The 14,020-nt window shown below is 44.8% G+C and carries 16 protein-coding genes; all 16 read right to left on the reverse strand.

What is annotated here, in order from left to right; all coding sequences use genetic code 11:
• Positions 1 to 2 precede the first annotated feature (2 nt).
• Positions 3 to 1,175 carry a chorismate synthase gene (gene aroC, locus ACFQ1X_RS05430; RefSeq protein ID WP_144837008.1) on the reverse strand — a complete coding sequence of 391 codons (1,173 nt, stop codon included), beginning with the start codon at positions 1,173 to 1,175 and terminating at the stop codon, positions 3 to 5.
• A gap of 630 nt (positions 1,176 to 1,805) precedes the next feature.
• A complete protein-coding gene (gene ndk / locus ACFQ1X_RS05435; protein WP_117300956.1) occupies positions 1,806 to 2,252 on the reverse strand; it encodes a nucleoside-diphosphate kinase in 447 nt (148 codons plus the stop codon).
• 87 nt (positions 2,253 to 2,339) lie between these two features.
• On the reverse strand, positions 2,340 to 3,314 hold the full coding sequence (gene hepT / locus ACFQ1X_RS05440) for a heptaprenyl diphosphate synthase component II (protein WP_144837011.1): 975 nt from the start codon (positions 3,312 to 3,314) through the stop codon (positions 2,340 to 2,342).
• 17 nt (positions 3,315 to 3,331) lie between these two features.
• Positions 3,332 to 4,036, reverse strand: coding sequence for a demethylmenaquinone methyltransferase (locus tag ACFQ1X_RS05445; RefSeq protein ID WP_144837014.1), 705 nt, complete (start codon positions 4,034 to 4,036; stop codon positions 3,332 to 3,334).
• A gap of 5 nt (positions 4,037 to 4,041) precedes the next feature.
• Positions 4,042 to 4,818, reverse strand: coding sequence for a heptaprenyl diphosphate synthase component 1 (locus ACFQ1X_RS05450; protein WP_144837017.1), 777 nt, complete (start codon positions 4,816 to 4,818; stop codon positions 4,042 to 4,044).
• A gap of 88 nt (positions 4,819 to 4,906) precedes the next feature.
• On the reverse strand, positions 4,907 to 5,128 hold the full coding sequence (gene mtrB / locus ACFQ1X_RS05455; protein WP_084245504.1) for a trp RNA-binding attenuation protein MtrB: 222 nt from the start codon (positions 5,126 to 5,128) through the stop codon (positions 4,907 to 4,909).
• 24 nt (positions 5,129 to 5,152) lie between these two features.
• Positions 5,153 to 5,722 carry a GTP cyclohydrolase I FolE gene (gene folE, locus ACFQ1X_RS05460; protein ID WP_144837629.1) on the reverse strand — a complete coding sequence of 190 codons (570 nt, stop codon included), beginning with the start codon at positions 5,720 to 5,722 and terminating at the stop codon, positions 5,153 to 5,155.
• 311 nt (positions 5,723 to 6,033) lie between these two features.
• Positions 6,034 to 6,306 carry an HU family DNA-binding protein gene (locus ACFQ1X_RS05465; RefSeq protein ID WP_144837021.1) on the reverse strand — a complete coding sequence of 91 codons (273 nt, stop codon included), beginning with the start codon at positions 6,304 to 6,306 and terminating at the stop codon, positions 6,034 to 6,036.
• A 175-nt stretch (positions 6,307 to 6,481) separates the two neighbouring features.
• Positions 6,482 to 7,192, reverse strand: coding sequence for a hypothetical protein (locus ACFQ1X_RS05470; RefSeq protein ID WP_379081677.1), 711 nt, complete (start codon positions 7,190 to 7,192; stop codon positions 6,482 to 6,484).
• A 10-nt stretch (positions 7,193 to 7,202) separates the two neighbouring features.
• Positions 7,203 to 7,406 carry a DUF2768 domain-containing protein gene (locus ACFQ1X_RS05475; protein WP_144837028.1) on the reverse strand — a complete coding sequence of 68 codons (204 nt, stop codon included), beginning with the start codon at positions 7,404 to 7,406 and terminating at the stop codon, positions 7,203 to 7,205.
• 160 nt (positions 7,407 to 7,566) lie between these two features.
• A complete protein-coding gene (locus tag ACFQ1X_RS05480) occupies positions 7,567 to 8,586 on the reverse strand; it encodes an NAD(P)H-dependent glycerol-3-phosphate dehydrogenase (protein WP_144837031.1) in 1,020 nt (339 codons plus the stop codon).
• 24 nt (positions 8,587 to 8,610) lie between these two features.
• Positions 8,611 to 9,921: a ribosome biogenesis GTPase Der gene (gene der / locus ACFQ1X_RS05485; protein ID WP_144837034.1), complete on the reverse strand. Its 1,311-nt coding sequence runs from the start codon at positions 9,919 to 9,921 to the stop codon at positions 8,611 to 8,613.
• 488 nt (positions 9,922 to 10,409) lie between these two features.
• Positions 10,410 to 11,444 carry a type 2 isopentenyl-diphosphate Delta-isomerase gene (fni, locus tag ACFQ1X_RS05490; RefSeq protein ID WP_379081682.1) on the reverse strand — a complete coding sequence of 345 codons (1,035 nt, stop codon included), beginning with the start codon at positions 11,442 to 11,444 and terminating at the stop codon, positions 10,410 to 10,412.
• Positions 11,445 to 11,465: 21 nt separating this feature from the next.
• Entirely contained in the window at positions 11,466 to 12,611 is a 1,146-nt protein-coding gene (gene rpsA / locus ACFQ1X_RS05495) for a 30S ribosomal protein S1 (protein ID WP_144837041.1), read from the reverse strand.
• A 72-nt stretch (positions 12,612 to 12,683) separates the two neighbouring features.
• Entirely contained in the window at positions 12,684 to 13,271 is a 588-nt protein-coding gene (locus tag ACFQ1X_RS05500; protein ID WP_144837044.1) for a lysophospholipid acyltransferase family protein, read from the reverse strand.
• 1 nt (position 13,272) lies between these two features.
• Positions 13,273 to 13,944 carry a (d)CMP kinase gene (gene cmk, locus ACFQ1X_RS05505; protein WP_144837047.1) on the reverse strand — a complete coding sequence of 224 codons (672 nt, stop codon included), beginning with the start codon at positions 13,942 to 13,944 and terminating at the stop codon, positions 13,273 to 13,275.
• Positions 13,945 to 14,020: the final 76 nt, after the last annotated feature.

Below are 14,020 nucleotides of genomic sequence, written 5' to 3' on the forward strand. Positions count from 1 at the left end.
TATCAGAACTCCTTTGTATAGCTCAGGTAGTTCGCGATATTATCCTGCAGCCGCGGCAATTGATCGGCATCGAATTGTTCCAGCAGCGCATTTGCAACTTCCCACGCCACAACATGTTCAGCCACAATTGAGGCAGCCGGAACAGCGCAGCTGTCTGAGCGTTCAATGCTTGCCTGGAAAGGTTCCTTCGTTTCAATATCAACACTTTGAAGCGGTTTATATAATGTCGGAATCGGCTTCATCACACCACGGACGACAATCGGCATACCAGTCGTCATTCCGCCTTCAAAGCCACCCAGATTATTCGTTTTTCTCGTATAACCTTCTGTTTCATTCCATAGGATTTCATCGTGCACTTCACTTCCCGGTTTACGCGCCATCTCAAATCCGATGCCGAACTCGACGCCTTTAAAAGCATTGATGCTCATAACTGCAGCTGCCATCTTCGCGTCAAGCTTCCGGTCATAATGGACATAACTGCCGATACCCGCAGGCATTCCTTCGACAATCACTTCCACTGTGCCTCCGATTGAATCACCATTTTTTTTCGTTTCATCGATCAAATCAGTCATCTGCTGTGTTGCAGAAGGATCTGCGCAATAAACTGCGTCCTTCTCAACAGCTTCTCTTATTTCAGCAACGGATTTTCCGTTATAACTTTCTGGATTGACCTTGATGCCACCGATTTCTGTGACATGGGACACCATTTCGATTCCCAATTGGGATAATAATTGCTTCGCTACAGCCCCAACCGCCACACGGACAGTCGTTTCTCTGGCGGAAGAACGTTCAAGCACATTGCGAAGATCACGATGGCCATATTTCATACCACCGTTCAAATCTGCATGGCCGGGACGGGGACGCGAAATCTTTCGTTTCACTTCCTCAGTATCTTCAATCGGTTCGATGCCCATGATATTCGTCCAATGTTTCCAATCATCGTTTGTAACTACTAGAGTGACTGGTGAACCAAGGGTCTTGCCGTGCCTTACTCCTGACACTATTTCCACCGTATCGGTTTCAATCTGCATTCTTCTGCCGCGGCCATGGCCGCCTTGTCTTCTCTTCAATTCTTTATTGATCATTTCAGCCGTCAACGGCAACTGTGCCGGCAAACCCTCAATAATAGCGGTCAATTGCGGTCCATGTGATTCTCCTGCTGTCAAATAACGCATAAACGCTTTCCCCCTTCAACGCACTAAAGTATTTATTTAACACTATAACATATAATATTTCATCAATTCTATATGAAAATTTAGAGAAAGTGAACTATACCAGTGTGCTTTTAAAATTTGGAAATTAAGGGAAATAAAAAAACTCTTAACCGATATTCCGCAAAACAGCTTCGCTTGCCTGGGGGCTTGCGCTGAGCTAACTCGGTCTCGTTACACTTCGTCCGAGTGGATCTCAGCACTTCGCTTGACCCCCTGGGCGTCTGCGCCGTTTTGCTCCATATCTCCATATCACCTTCTATAACAGGATATCTTTTTAGGTTTGTTTCAAGAAGTAGACACCACGATTATACACAGTACCAGAATGGAGCGGAAGGCGGTGAAGAGCAAAGATGTGCTCCTGCATCGCTTCGCTGCTTCGTCGCAAAGACTTGTCCTCGCAGGCTTCGGCCAATGTCTTTCCTGCGGGACCAAGAGCGAGACTGAGACCCCGCAAGAGCGCAGCGATGAGGAGGCTCAGGCCGCTCCCCGCGGAAAGCGTCCGCCTATAGCGAAATAATTACAGCGTTCATTATTTTTCTGGAACAAAAAAGAGGCACCCCGAAGGATGCCTCTCTAACACTGTCAATTGGATTAGTTAACCCAGCTGCTCATTGTTTTTTCGTATGATACCAATTCTTCTTCTTTGAAGAACAAACCGATTTCACGCTCTGCGCTTTCAGCGGAATCCGATCCGTGGATCATGTTTTTGCCTACAGTGACTGCGAAGTCGCCGCGGATTGTTCCTGGAGCTGCATCTTTAGGGTTAGTAGCGCCCATCATTTGACGTGCAGTCAAAATAACGTTTTCGCCTTCCCAAACCATTGCGAATACAGGGCCTGAAGTGATGAATTCAACCAATTCACCGAAAAACGGACGTTCTTTGTGCTCTCCGTAATGCTCTTCAGCCAATTCAGTAGAAATTTGCATCAATTTAGCACCTGCAAGGTTATAACCTTTTTTCTCGAAACGAGCAACGATTTCACCGATCACATTGCGTTGTACGCCATCAGGCTTTACCATTAAAAATGTTTTTTCCATTAATGAACACTCCTCTATTAAAAGCTCGGGCAAAAGTTGCCCACCTTAAAAAATACTATCATTATGGAGCAAATTGTCAACTCCTGTTTAAAACTTTCTCTTGCCGATAAACATTGCAATTTTACGCATCGTTTTATTGGCAGGGCCTTTCGGCAAATGATCCAGTTCCTTTAAGGCTTTATCGAGATACTGTTCACTGATGGCCTTTGCCTGCTGCAAAGCGGAACTGTTTCGGATCATTTTGACAATCTCCATGCGTTCACCATCCGACATTTCTTTACCTACAGCGTTTCTCAAATGGCTGTAGATTTTAGGGTCCTGGCGCGCCAACAGGACGGGCAACGTGATATTCCCCTGGATAAAATCACTCCCTGCAGGTTTCCCAAGTTCTTCATCGGAAGACGTGAAATCCAGTATGTCATCCGTAATTTGAAATGACATGCCGATAAAATATCCGAATCTTCTTAAACGGGCCGCAGTTTCTGCGTCAGTCCCCGAAACGGTGGCTCCCAGCTCGCAGCTTGAAGAAATAAGCAAAGCTGTCTTTCGTTTAATACGGCGAAGATAGTCGCGTATCGTCTGATCCAGTTTATACTTATCTTCGATTTGGATTATCTCGCCGCGGCAAACTTCAATCATTGTCGTCGAAAGGATGTCATGTATTTTCGAATCTTCAATAACAGTAATATATTCGAGCGCCCTAGCCAGGATAAAATCCCCCGTATACATCGCTACACTATTATTCCACTGCGCTTTGACAGTTGTCTGGCCGCGTCTCATCTCTGAGTCATCGATCACGTCATCATGGACAAGTGAAGCCATATGGATCAACTCAAGCGGCACTGCCACTTGTTTCATCACATCGGCACGATAGTTGCCAAATTTGCCTGCGAGCAAAACAAAAACAGGCCGGATTCTTTTTCCTCCGGCCTGCAATAAGTGTAGGGAAGCTTCATTAAGGAGGAGTGAATTGGAGCCTACAGCGACTTCTAATTCTTTTTCAATCATTTCCAATTCCGGTCTAAGGTCGGAATAGAGCAATTTCAACTTCACCTTTTCCACTTAAAAACCTTCTCCCGCTACTTTACTTTTTTGATACCCATATGGAGTGCTGCCGCACCGCCTGTATACGGCTTGTATTTCACCTTTTCAAAACCTACATCAGAAAATAGCTTAGCGAGCTGTTTCATGCCCGGAAAATCTTTTGCCGATTCCTGTAGCCACGAATATTCTTTGTAGCTCTTTGCAAAAAACTTGCCGAAGACCGGCATGATGAACCGGAAATAAAATCGGAAAAACGGTTTAAAAAGAATGCTTTCCGGTTGGGAAGTCTCCAGACATGCAATCATGCCACCCGGTTTAAGAACTCTGTGCATTTCGGAAAGAACCTGTTCGTAATCCGGCACATTTCGTAAACCAAAACCAATTGTCGCAAAGTCGAATGTGTTATCGGGATAAGGAAGGGACATCGCATTTCCCTGCACTAATTCGACCTGAGGCAGATGTCTTGTTTTCTCTATTCCCACGTTCAGCATATTCTGGCTGAAATCAAGACCAACAACCCGCCCCTCCTTGCCTGCCGCTTCCGCCAGAGCAATTGTCCAGTCTGCCGTTCCGCAACATACATCTATTGCTGAGGCACCGGGTACAAGCTGCATTTTGTGCATCGTATCTTTCCGCCATTTATTGTGCTGTTGAAAACTGATGACCGAGTTCATCTGGTCGTAGTTCTGTGATATCTTTTCAAATACTTCATGTACACGCTGTTCTTTAGTTTTTGGCATCTCAGTCATCCTTCTCGGGTAAGCTGTTCCGCTAAATGCTGGTGCGGAATAATTTGATGAAGTAAAAAGTTTTTAAGACGGAAATCCATTGGATGGCTATCCAGGACATCTGTCAATTGAGTATGGAGCTCATCCAGTTTATCAAGAATCCAGCGCTCTGAATATAATGGCAAAGGCAATGCCAGATTCAGTTTATGCAATAGATTTGTCTTCTGGCCTTCGCGCAGGAAATCGAGTTGATTTGTATAATATACGTATTCCATGGCAGGTATTGCGATTTCCTTGTATGAAGAAAGTCCGTAATGATCATAGTAGATACTCAATAATCGCGTTTCAATGACATTAGCAGCCGATTCCACACCAGCCACGGACATGGCTGTGTTTTCATAGAGGGAAGCTTTTTTCTCGCTGACACTGATAATGCCGCTTGCCAATAATTGGATCAACCTGATATTTTTTGTACCGCTGAGTAACCGGTAATAAATTCCACTGTAAAAATCACCTGCCAAAACCGTCAATTGCTGGCTCTTGCTGACTGGCGAGGCTTCTTTAACCTGATCATGTGCATGAAGCGCCGCATATACAATCGCCACTGTTTTGGCTGAATCTTCTATATCCTCAGACCATTGTTTCCCATCAAAAAAAGGCAATAGCAAAAAGAACAAACGAGCCCGGTCTGTTGAAGGGCCAGCTGTATATTTTTCGAGTGTCCGCTGATGCAAGATTTGCAGGACGTCGATTTCCATTAAAGTGATTTTCGAATGTATTTGTATGTCATTCATACTGCGTGCTCCATTCGTATTTTAGAAATTCTACATAAGTTCTACACAAGTATACCACAGGCTATACCCCTGCTTCATCCATTTGGTCCTATTTCTTGGTTTCGCTTTCGACTATGCCGTGGGCAGAATGGATCTCCGCTTTGCCGCGTATTTTCATCGCAGATGTATGTTCTGTGAACTGGGCAATCATCACTTCGCCCTTATCCAATTTTTCTGTATGATGGAATTTTGTATCATTTCCCCGAGTTAATCCGATGACATTCACGCCGTCTTCCTGTGCCCGGATTACGATATATTCAGTTTGAGCCATTTTGTCGCCTGCTTTCCCTAATTATTAATTTTTATTGATATATGTTATAACTTCCGAGCGTTTGATGGCATCTGTTTCAAGTACTCCGCGTGCCACTGCCGTAACGGTTGTCGCGCCGGGTTTTTTGATGCCCCGCATCGTCATGCACATATGTTCCGCTTCGACCATCACAAAAACGCCATGGGGATTGAGCGTGTCCATCATCGAATCAGCCAGTGTGGAGGTGATCCGCTCCTGCAGCTGCGGCCGTTTCGCGACTGTCTCGACTGCACGTGCCAATTTGCTCAATCCGGTCACTACGCCGTCCCGCGGAATATAAGCAATATGCGCTTTGCCGAAAAAAGGCACCAAATGATGCTCGCACATAGAGTAAAACGGAATATCTTTTACCAGAACCAACTCTTCGTGCCCTTCATGGAAAACGGTCTTAAAAAATTCTTTCGGATCTTCTTTCAGTCCGGAAAAAACTTCTGCATACATTTTCGCCACCCGTTTCGGTGTTTCAAGCAGGCCTTCCCGCGAAACGTCCTCACCCACCGCTTCCAAAATCATTGAAACAGCCTTTTCAATTTTTTCCAAATCAACATTTTGCAATTCCGTATCGGTCACATTGGTTCCTCCTGTAAAAAACAAATTCGCATACTCCTGAGCTGTATGTATTCTTATAATCTATAACAAATCCTTGAAATTCCATTAAGTTCAAGCAATTATAAACTGCGCTTACATCTTGTGATTTATGAAGGTGTATTTATACTGCCTCAACCATCTTAGCATAAGAATCTTAGCACAAGAGAGGGGGTTTCGCAAAATTGATGCCCGTCCAACGCATGTGTCCGGACAATCAAAAAGAATGGCTCCGGTGGAATATGAATTCCGCGGAGCCATTCTATGTACAGCATTGTAACTTATTTCACTGCGTCTTTAAGTGCTTTACCTGGTTTAAATGCAGGGACTTTGCTTGCAGCGATTTCGATTTCAGCACCAGTTTGTGGGTTACGTCCTTTACGGGCAGCGCGTTCGCGTACTTCGAAGTTACCGAAACCGATCAACTGTACTTTATCACCATTAGTTAATGCGCCTTGAATCGCTTCAAAAGCAGCGTCAACTGCTTTAGCCGCATCTTTACGAGAAAGCTCAGCTGCTTCAGCAACAGAGTTCACTAATTCTGTCTTGTTCATGCTATTCACCTCCTCTCAAAGGGGATGTTTACCATCAATCCTGTAAAAAGAGTATCACATCGAAAAACGCATAGCAACCACTATTAGCGCGGTTTAAGCAGTTTCCGGACAAATACTGACAAAATATTCTAAAAAAAATGGTTTTCTATCAAAAACCTTGATAAAACAACATTTTTTATTCATTTATAAAGACTGGCTCCCTGTTTTCATCAATTGTGTACGGAAGTGAATATGCGGGCACAACCGGATTGTCTTCGTAGAGAAGAAAACGTATATCCTGTCCTTCTTCAATGTCACCTTCGTAGTCCTGCAGCGCAGAGAACAGATCCATGGAATAGTCGACATAAATTTCCCCGCTCCCGGTTATCACAAGAGGGAGATTTCTTCCGCTGTAAGGGCTCACTACTGTTGGTTCTTCATCAAATCCCATGACCTCATAATTGAACTTATAGACATTGTCTGCAATGATCTCGGAAATTGGAGCCCTGCCGCCATTTGCACTTTTACGGATATTGACGGAACGTATCGCTTCAGCAATTCTCAAATCCACTAATTTAACGGTCGGATTTTCATCGACGTCCATTAGCACATATTGAAAAATCCCCCCTGTTTCAAAGGCATTTTCAGGGATTTTCGACATATTGGCCGGCACTAACTTCGCGAAATCGATCGGATATTTGATGAATTGGTCAACCTCCATATCACGCGTTTTGATCGGCAATAAACCTCCGCTCGTATTGCGGTATTGATTCACTGCATTTTGAACACTGATCAATTGGTCTTCATAAGGAATTTGATTTTCCGCCCGTTCACTCTCCGGAAACATGCATGCACTTAGAAGGAGTGTAATTGACACAAGCAGTAAAAAAAGAGAAGTTTTTTTCATCATCTTCACCTCATGCGCCGCCGGTTGGTCCGCTGAATACTGTGAAAACCATAATGAAGAATCCAAGTATCAACAATATATATGCAACCAGGGCAAAAATAAATTTTATAATGCCATTATTCAATTTGTATCTGCTTAAATAAATCATTCCCATTGAAATTATCAAAAAAGCAATGCCGGCAAATGATACCCACATTTTTTCCAATGCATCCATAAAACAGCCGCCTCTCGTTCAGTTTCAGTCCATAGTATAGCATAAGAGGAGCCTTGGTGCCGTAGAGAATTTGACGGACAGAGCACAATTTCAGATGTCACGTCTTTCTGTTTTGGGCACAATAAAAAAGTGACACAACTGCGCCACTTTCTTTTGCAAATCATAGCAAATCTATCAGGTCTTCCATCTCATTTTTCTTCATTCGGCCCATCAAATGACCGACCGCTTCTTCAGTTGGAACATTTTTGAACAACACACTGTAAAGCGCTTCTGTTATCGGCATCGGTACTTCATAGGCTTTCGCCATTTGATGCGCCGCTTTTGTGGTTCTGATCCCTTCGACTACCATGCCCATTTCCTCCAGCACTTCATCAAGCGACTTGCCTTTGCCAAGCATATTGCCGGCACGCCAATTGCGGGAATGCGTGCTTGTGCAAGTTACAATCAGATCGCCAACACCCGTAAGTCCTGAAAACGTCAAAGGTGTAGCCCCCATCTTAACTCCAAGTCGCGCGATTTCTGCAAGGCCGCGAGTCATGATGGCCGCTTTCGCATTATCGCCGAGACCAAGACCGTCAGTGATGCCGACTGCCAATGCAATAATGTTTTTCAGGGCTCCTCCGATTTCCACGCCAATTACATCGGTATTCGTATAAACACGGAAGTATTGGTTCATGAATAAATCCTGGACCCGCTCCGCTGCCCCTGTATTTTCACAGGCAGCAGTAACAGTGGTCGGATGCTCCAATACGACTTCCTCCGCATGGCTCGGACCTGATAACACCACAAGATCTTCAATCCATTGCTCCGGAATTTCCTCGCGTATAAGCTCACTGACCCGTTTTAAAGAATCCGGTTCTATTCCTTTTGAAACATGTACGAAAAGGGATGGTTTTTGTATCAATTTTGAAATCTCTGAACTGACTTCCCGCATCGCTTTTGTCGGAACGGCCATGACATATACATCAGCATGGCGAACCGCTTCTTCGAGACTGGCTGTCGCTTTCAGACTTTCAGGAAGCTTAATGCCTTTCAAATAACGTTCATTCGAATGTCGATTTATTTCATCAGCCTGCTCAGCCCGGTGCGACCACAATAAGGTATCATGGCCATTTTGCGCCAGAACAAAGCCCAGGGCTGTTCCCCAACTTCCGGCTCCGAAAATGGTAATTTTTTCCATACATCAATAACCACCTTTATCTCCTTAAGTGCGGGCACGGGTAATAAGACGCAGCGGCGTGCCTTCAAAATCAAAACTTTCACGAATCCTGTTTTGCAGAAATCTCACGTAACTGAAATGCATCAATTCAGGTTCATTGACAAAGACCACAAAAGTCGGCGGCTGAACTGCCACTTGCGTCACATAATAGAGACGCAACCTTTGTCCTTTATCCGATGGCGCAGGATTCATTGCTACTGCATCTGCAATAACTTCATTCAGAATACTGGACTGGATTCTGCGTGAATGGTTCTCATTCACTTTGTTGATGGTTTCAAGAATGCTATGGACACGTTTACCGCTTATTGCGGAAACAAACATGATCGGTGCGTAATCAAGGAACAGGAAATGTTCCCGGATCTTGCGTGTAAAGACGTTCATCGTTTTTTCATCTTTCTCGATGGCATCCCATTTGTTGACAACAATGATAATTGCTTTTCCTGCTTCGTGTGCATAGCCTGCAATCTTTTTGTCCTGCTCCTGTATGCCTTCTTCGGCATTCAGAATAACCAGAACAACATCAGACCGCTCGATTGCGCGTAAAGCGCGAAGAACGCTGTACTTTTCTGTGGATTCATACACTTTCCCTTTTTTACGCATCCCTGCTGTATCAATGATGACATAAGGTTGGTCCTCATATTCATACTGAGTATCCACTGCATCCCGCGTCGTTCCCGCTACTTCACTGACGATTACTCGTTCTTCGCCGAGGAAAGAATTGACGAGGGAAGATTTGCCGACATTCGGACGGCCGATGAGTGAGAATTTAATGACATCATCCGGATATTCCCCTTCATCTTCAGTAGGGAAGTTTTTAGCCACTTCATCCAGCAGATCACCAAGTCCGAGTCCATGGGAACCGGAAATCGGATAGGGTTCGCCCATACCAAGCGTATAAAAATCATAAATCATCGGTTTCATATCCGGATTGTCGATTTTATTGACCGCCAGGATGACGGGTTTTTTTGCACGGAAAAGAATTTTGGCAACTTGTTCGTCCTGCACGGTTACACCGTCACGGCCGTTAACAAGGAAAATGATTACATCGGCTTCGTCCATGGCGATTTCCGCCTGCTGCCGGATCTGTTCAAGAAACGGTTCGTCACGAAGGTCGATGCCTCCTGTATCTATAATATTGAATTCATGCGTCAGCCAATCTGCAGAACTGTAAATACGATCACGAGTCACTCCTGGAATATCTTCCACGATTGAAACACGTTCTCCAACTATACGATTAAAAATCGTAGACTTGCCTACGTTCGGTCGGCCGACTATTGCTACTGTCGGTTTTGACATAATAATTTCATCCTTCCACTTCTATTATATTGAACTAATAATCCTGGATAGTCGATATTCCGCAAAACAGCTTCGCTTGCCTGGGGGCTTGCGCTGAGCTAACTCGGTCTCGTTTCACTTCGCCCGAGTGGATCTCAGTACTTCGCTTGGTCCCCTGGGCGTCTTCGCTGTTTTGCTCCATATCTTAGAGACTCTCTTTACACCAGAGTTTATCACCCAGCAACGGCGCGGCTCAGGAGCAGGCGAATGCCGACGAAGCAATAAGACGAGTGTTCTTCTCGGCATATTGCGGGAGCTAAGGTGCGCCATGAACTTGCGGCGCCTCCTTTGCGACGAGCAGTGCGCAGGAGCATAATCTTTGCCCTGTCCAAAGCGCCGAAGCGTTATATTTATGCTGATACTTTTATTCAACTTATATAATATGCTTATTATACACGAAAAAGAGGATGGCATCTTGTAAATGTCCATCCTCTCTGAAGGTGCAATATTCAGTTTTTCCCAGGATGGGCAAAAGCAGCCGGGTCAAAGCCCCTCACCAAAAGGTAATTGGCTAAATTCCCTGATACAACGGCCGGGCAATTCCGAAGATCCTGAATGGATGCAGCCCCGAGTGCGGTCATCATCATCGCCAAATCTTCGTGAAGCTCATTGACGCTCTCAATAAGCCGGCTTTCCCCTTCTTCAATTGCGAGTTTCAGAAATGCTCCAGCCAACCCCGCGGCATCCGCACCGAGCAGAAATGCTTTTACCATATCCTGTGCATCCGTGATGCCTCCGGAAGCAAAAACGGTTCCACCGAAGGCTCTTCTGACTTCTATGATCGCTGCTGCGGTCGGAATGCCCCAATCCTGAAAATATTCCAACTTTCTGGGACGGCGCTCATTTTCTATTTTCGCGAAATTGGTGCCGCCATAACCACTGGCATCAATTGCTGAAACCGAGGCGCCAGCCAATTTCAATGCAGTTTCATACGAAATTCCAAAACCGGTCTCTTTCACGATTACTGGAACGTTAAGTGATTCTGAAATATGCTGAATTCTTTCCAATGCCCCTTTGAAGTCCCGGTCGCCTTCTGGCATCGTCAATTCCTGTACGACATTCAAATGGATTTGCAAGGCATCCGCCTCTATCATTTCAACAGCTTGCTTCGCCTGTTCCAGACTGGCTTCGCTGCCCAGATTGCTAAAAATAACTCCATTCGGATTCTCTTTCCGGACCACTTCAAATGATGTTCTCTCAGAAGGGTCTTTCAAGGCAGACATTTGAGAACCTACTGCCATTGCCATTCCTGTTTCCCTGGCCGTCCTGGCCAGAATGGCATTCCATTTTTCTGTCCGTTCTCCGCCCCCGCCTGTCATAGCATTAATAAAAACAGGTGATTTTAATTTCAAATCACCTGTTTTTGGGCATAGGTCAACATCGTCCACCCCAAGGTCAGGCAATGCCTGATGGACAAAACGAATGTCATCAAACATGTTCCCTTTTCCCTGGCCAGTAGACAATGCATAATTCACGTGATCCATCTTCCGTTGTGCTCTTGACATTTATTCGGATTTAAACCCTTTTAATTTGTCGCCGATCACATCACTGATGGAGAAGCCGCTTGATTCTTCCGGCATATCGTAATCAGAGAAATTTTGCTCTTCTTCTTTTTCCTGAAGTTCCTTGATGCTTAATGACAGGCGTTTATCTTCTTTGTTAACATCCAGAACTTTTACCTGAACTTCTTCTCCTTCGCTGAGCACCTCATTTGCTGTAGCGATATGCTTGTGGGCAATTTGGGAAATGTGTACAAGTCCCTCAACACCTGGTAATACTTCAACGAATGCGCCATAACTTACAATACGTTTGACTTTACCGTCATGTACGGAGCCTTTCGGCGCTTTTCCTTCAATTTCATCCCAAGGTCCAGGCAGAGTATCTTTAATCGAGAGTGAAATTCGTTCTGCATCGCGGTCAACAGAAAGAACTTTGACTTTAACTTCCTGTCCTTCCGTAACTGCATCTGAAACCTGATCGATATGTTCGTGTGAAAGTTGGGAGATATGGACAAGGCCGTCCACTCCACCAATATCGACGAATGCTCCGAATGAAGCGATCCGCTGGACTTTGCCTTCGATCACATCCCCAGGCTGGATATGTTCCATGACTTCCATTTTATGCGACTCTTTTTCTTTTTCAATAACAGCGCGGTGAGAAAGGATCAGGCGATTATTTTCCTTTTCCATTTCGACTATTTTAAAGGTCATTACCTTCCCTTTATAATCTTCAAAAGACTCCACAAAATAATCTTCAACAAGTGAAGCCGGAACAAATCCGCGGACACCAAGATCGACCACCAGTCCACCTTTGACGACATCCTTTACTTCCGCTTCGATAATTTCACCGGAGTTAAATTTTTCTTCTAAATTGTCCCATGCTTGTTCGGCGTCCACTTTACGTTTGGATAAAACAAAGTTTTCGTCTTCCACTTTCGTAATCACCAGATCAAGTATGTCACCAACCTGAACTGAATCAGACGCTTTTTCAATGTGGAGGCTTGATAACTCACTGATTGGAATAACACCATCAAAAGGTGCACCTTCGATTGTAACGGTTACTGCTTTCTCTTCAATTTTAGCAACTGTACCTTTTACGTGATCTCCAGTCTGGAACTCACTGTTTTCCATCATGTTCATTTCCTCAGACATAAGTAGCCCTCCTTCACAAACTATCCAATTTCTATTTTATGCGAATTCTCTAATAAAAACAAAAATTATCCCTTATTTATTTGTGTTTTCATCAAGAAGCTTCTGGATACTTGCCATGATTACAGCTGTCACTTCTTCCGCAGAGGCTTTTTGTTCGCGGTATGTATCCATTAAAACCGGATCACCGTACACCACTTTTACCTTGCGAAATGGTTTATAAGGTCCGATGATGGCACATGGCATGACATCCGCATTTCCTCTGAGCGCGAAAAAGCCGGCGCCGCTCAAACCTTTTTTCAACACTGCATCCGTAGATCTCGTGCCTTCAGGAAATAATCCTACAACATCTCCATTTTTCAAAATTTTCAGGGCGCTTCTCAGAGCTTCTCTGTCGCTCATCCCTCTTTTAACCGGGAAAGCATTTACCTGTGGGAGAATCCGGCCGAGAATCGGCAAGTTAAACAATTCTTCTTTGGCCATGAAATGCACTGTCCTTGGAGAAGTCATCCCCACTACCGGCGGATCAAGTGCGTGAATATGATTTGAACAGAGAAGAATCCCACCTTGTTTCGGAAACTTTTCCGCGCCGATGACTTCAAATCGATAAAGAGGGGTTAGGGCCGTTTTAACCAGTGCTTTTCCGAATGTATATAAATTCACTTTACTTCAACCTTTCTTCCGCTAGTTTTAAAATGTCTGCCGCTGCCTGTTCAATCGTCAGGTTCGTCGTATCGAGGTACAATGCATCATCTGCCTGGCGCAGCGGTGAAACTTCCCGTTCACTGTCCATTTTATCGCGTGCAGCAATTTCTTTCTGCAGATCTGCGAGCGGCGTATCAAAGCCTCTTTCGGTATTTTCTTCATAGCGGCGTCTTGCACGTTCTTCTACAGTTGCGGACATGTATACTTTCAATTCCGCATTCGGCAGCACGTGCGTTCCGATGTCCCGGCCATCCATCACAACACCCCGTCCGGATGCAAGCTGCTGCTGAAGTTCCACCATTCGCTCCCTGACTGATTCATGGGAAGCAATCAATGAAACTGCACTGGTTACAGCTTGCGACCGTATATCTTCAGTCACATTTTTGCCGTCAAGAAAAACCAGCTGTCCTTCTTCCGAAGGCTGCAGGTCGATTTGTGTGTTTCTGAGTAATTGGCCTGTCCGTTCACTGCTTGCCAGATCAATGCCGGCATTCAAAGCTTTTAATGTAATAGCTCGGTACATTGCACCTGTATCGATGTATATATAGCCAAGTTTTTCTGCCACTATTTTTGCAATTGTGCTCTTTCCGGCGGCAGCTGGACCGTCAAGCGCTATTTGAATGGATTTCATAAAAAAAGTCACCTCATCATATGTATTCAACATATTTTAACACACGAAAAGCGGAAGCGACCATCTAGATTCGAAA

Source organism: Metaplanococcus flavidus, from assembly GCF_042675885.1.
GTDB lineage: Bacteria > Bacillota > Bacilli > Bacillales_A > Planococcaceae > Planococcus > Planococcus flavidus.

Bases quoted from the DNA above. Each gene is read 5' to 3' on its own strand.
- aroC (WP_144837008.1), bottom strand. From the start codon at position 1,175: ATGCGTTATTTGACAGCAGGAGAATCACATGGACCGCAATTGACCGCT.
- ndk (WP_117300956.1), bottom strand. From the start codon at position 2,252: ATGGAAAAAACATTTTTAATGGTAAAGCCTGATGGCGTACAACGCAAT.
- ACFQ1X_RS05445 (WP_144837014.1), bottom strand. From the start codon at position 4,036: ATGCCAAAAACTAAAGAACAGCGTGTACATGAAGTATTTGAAAAGATA.
- ACFQ1X_RS05450 (WP_144837017.1), bottom strand. From the start codon at position 4,818: ATGAATGACATACAAATACATTCGAAAATCACTTTAATGGAAATCGAC.
- mtrB (WP_084245504.1), bottom strand. From the start codon at position 5,128: ATGGCTCAAACTGAATATATCGTAATCCGGGCACAGGAAGACGGCGTG.
- ACFQ1X_RS05465 (WP_144837021.1), bottom strand. From the start codon at position 6,306: ATGAACAAGACAGAATTAGTGAACTCTGTTGCTGAAGCAGCTGAGCTT.
- ACFQ1X_RS05470 (WP_379081677.1), bottom strand. From the start codon at position 7,192: ATGAAAAAAACTTCTCTTTTTTTACTGCTTGTGTCAATTACACTCCTT.
- ACFQ1X_RS05475 (WP_144837028.1), bottom strand. From the start codon at position 7,406: ATGGATGCATTGGAAAAAATGTGGGTATCATTTGCCGGCATTGCTTTT.
- ACFQ1X_RS05480 (WP_144837031.1), bottom strand. From the start codon at position 8,586: ATGGAAAAAATTACCATTTTCGGAGCCGGAAGTTGGGGAACAGCCCTG.
- der (WP_144837034.1), bottom strand. From the start codon at position 9,921: ATGTCAAAACCGACAGTAGCAATAGTCGGCCGACCGAACGTAGGCAAG.
- fni (WP_379081682.1), bottom strand. From the start codon at position 11,444: ATGGATCACGTGAATTATGCATTGTCTACTGGCCAGGGAAAAGGGAAC.
- rpsA (WP_144837041.1), bottom strand. From the start codon at position 12,611: ATGTCTGAGGAAATGAACATGATGGAAAACAGTGAGTTCCAGACTGGA.
- cmk (WP_144837047.1), bottom strand. From the start codon at position 13,944: ATGAAATCCATTCAAATAGCGCTTGACGGTCCAGCTGCCGCCGGAAAG.